Origin of the sequence: Phocaeicola faecicola, from assembly GCF_013618865.1 — a bacterium.
GTDB lineage: Bacteria > Bacteroidota > Bacteroidia > Bacteroidales > Bacteroidaceae > Phocaeicola > Phocaeicola faecicola.
On record NZ_JABSOE010000134.1, the window covers coordinates 1 to 2544 of the forward strand.

Annotated in this window: 1 protein-coding gene; it reads right to left on the reverse strand. The window is 48.6% G+C overall.

The window, feature by feature from the left end; all coding sequences use genetic code 11:
* Positions 1–252 precede the first annotated feature (252 nt).
* On the reverse strand, positions 253–2274 hold the full coding sequence (locus H3001_RS18935) for a DNA topoisomerase 3 (protein WP_181215782.1): 2022 nt from the start codon (positions 2272–2274) through the stop codon (positions 253–255).
* Positions 2275–2544: the final 270 nt, after the last annotated feature.

Consider the following 2544-nt stretch of genomic DNA (forward strand, 5'->3'; position numbering starts at 1 on the left):
CCAACTGATAGGATTATATGAAAAAACACAGAAAAAGGGCAATAGCAATGGCATATAAAGTGATTATACTCTATCGACTTTATATGCCACCTTACTTTTTAGGGACATTTACTGAATATCCCTTTTTTATAGGTAGCCTCTGATTGGAAGTATCCGGATATTTCTGTCAGGACAGATTTATCCGGAGGGTAGTTATGAGTGGAGTCAGTTGGCAGTGGAAATCCGTTTGGCCTGACAGTGCGGGAAATCCGCTTAAAACGGTTTGCGGAACGTACATCCGTTCTTCCATTCCGAACACCCGTAGGCAGTCTTGCCTTTCAGGATGACTCCCTTTCCGCAGATGGGACATGGGGTACCGACTAAATCATCGGCCTTCTTTTCGTCCTTTTTGTCTGCCGGTGCCTTTTCTTCCTCTGCTTTCTTTTTTCGTACTCTTTTTGCGACTGTCTTTTCCTCTTTTTTCTTACTTATAGTTTCTTCTTCCTGCACGACGGTGATCCGGCGGTTGGTATTGTCCCTTAATACACTGTTGACGATGTCTGTCACCATCTGTTTCAGTTCGTTCAGGAAAATGGCCGCGTCATAAGACTTCTTTTCAATTTCCCTCAATTTCTTTTCCCAGATACCGGTCAGTTCCGCCGACTTCAGCAGCTCCTCATGAATCAGCTGTATCAGCTCCATGCCCGTAGGTGTCGGAATCAGGTTTTTCCGCTCTTTGCGGATATAATGACGCTTGAACAGGGTTTCGATGATGGCAGCCCGGGTGGAGGGGCGTCCGATTCCGTTTTCCTTGAGGGCATCACGGAGTTCATCGTTGTCCACCAGTTTTCCGGCTGTTTCCATTGCCCTCAGCAAGGTCGCTTCCGTATAGAGCTTGGGGGGCTGGGTCCATTTCTCGTTGAGGTCGGGAGTGTGAGGACCGCTTTCTCCCTGTTGGAACAGCGGCAGTACCTTTTCTTCATCTCCTTCCTTATTCTCTTCCTGGACTTCCTTCGCAAAAATAATCCGCCATCCCGGATCCAGAATCTGCTTGCCGGTAGCCTTGAACTCTACCTGGCTGACTTCTCCCAATACGGTAGTCGTCGAAAATTTACAGTCCGGATAGAATACGGCGATGAACCGTCGGGCCACCAGGTCGAATACCCGCTTTTCCATGTCTGTCAGTCCCTGTGGCTGTATTCCCGTCGGAATGATGGCATGGTGGTCGGTTACTTTCGAATTGTCGAATACCTTTTTCGATTTAAGCAGTTTTTTGCCGACAAGTACCTGAGTATATCCTGCATAGTCTTTCAGCCCGTTTAAGATATTGGGACATTTCGGATAAATGTCATCACTCAGGAAAGTCGTATCCACACGTGGGTAAGTCGTCACCTTCTTCTCGTACAGTGACTGGATGAGCTGCAGGGTCATGTCGGCCGAATAACCGAACTTCTTGTTGCACTCTACCTGCAGGGAAGTCAGGTCGAACAATCGTGGAGGAGCCTCCGTTCCCTTCTTGGAACTGATATCCGTAACGGTGAAATCCGCCTGCCGTACGGTCTCGAGAAAACGCTCTCCCTCTTCCTTCGATGCAAACTTTCCCTTGGTCGAGTTGAAGGTCGTATCACGGTATACCGTTTTCAATTCCCAGTAAGGCTCCGGCTTGAAATGATCAATCTCCAGTTGCCGCTTGACAATCAGTGCCAGTGTAGGTGTTTGCACCCGTCCGATTGACAATACCTGTTTGTTCTGTCCATATTTCAGCGTATAGAGCCGGGTCGCATTCATTCCCAGCAGCCAGTCGCCGATGGCACGGCTCAGTCCGGCTTCATAAAGAGGCTGGAAATCCGACTGGTCCTTCAACTTGGCAAATCCTTCCCGGATGGCTTCTTCCGTCAGTGACGAAATCCAGAGTCGCTTTACCGGACAACGGGCTCCCGCCTTCTGCATGACCCACCGCTGAATCAGTTCTCCTTCCTGCCCGGCATCCCCGCAGTTGACAATCTGGTCGGCATGCTGCATCAGTCCCTCGATGATGCGGAACTGCTTCTCTATTCCGGGATCATTGATCAGCTTGATACCAAAGCGTGGCGGAATCATAGGCAGGCTGCCCAGGCTCCAGGATTTCCAGGAAGGACTGTATTCGTGAGGCTCCTTCAGCGTACAGAGGTGGCCGAATGTCCACGTCACCTGATATCCGTTACCCTCAATATATCCTTCCTTCCGGTTATGTGCCCCGAGTACTTCGGCTATGTCGCGAGCTACACTGGGCTTTTCGGCTATACAAACAATCATATAGTGTCAGTTGCTAGATTAAATTCATGCAAAGTTAGCGAAATAAATCCGATGTTCAATGAATCTTCCCCCTCCGCTTAGGGAAATATAAAAAACATTAAGAGGCCGGCGGATACATAATATTTTTTTACCTTTGCATCGTAAGTGTGCGACAAGAAGTCGTACAAGTAATTGTTCAGCATGATGTCTGAACCTGTTGTTCCGTCAACAGTAGCCTAAAGAGGCGTGCTTTACGAGTAATTGTTTGGTGCGAAGCCCTCTTGACAATAT

Excerpts from the sequence above, each read along its gene's own strand:
- H3001_RS18935 (WP_181215782.1), bottom strand. The coding sequence starts at position 2,274 with ATGATTGTTTGTATAGCCGAAAAGCCCAGTGTAGCTCGCGACATAGCC.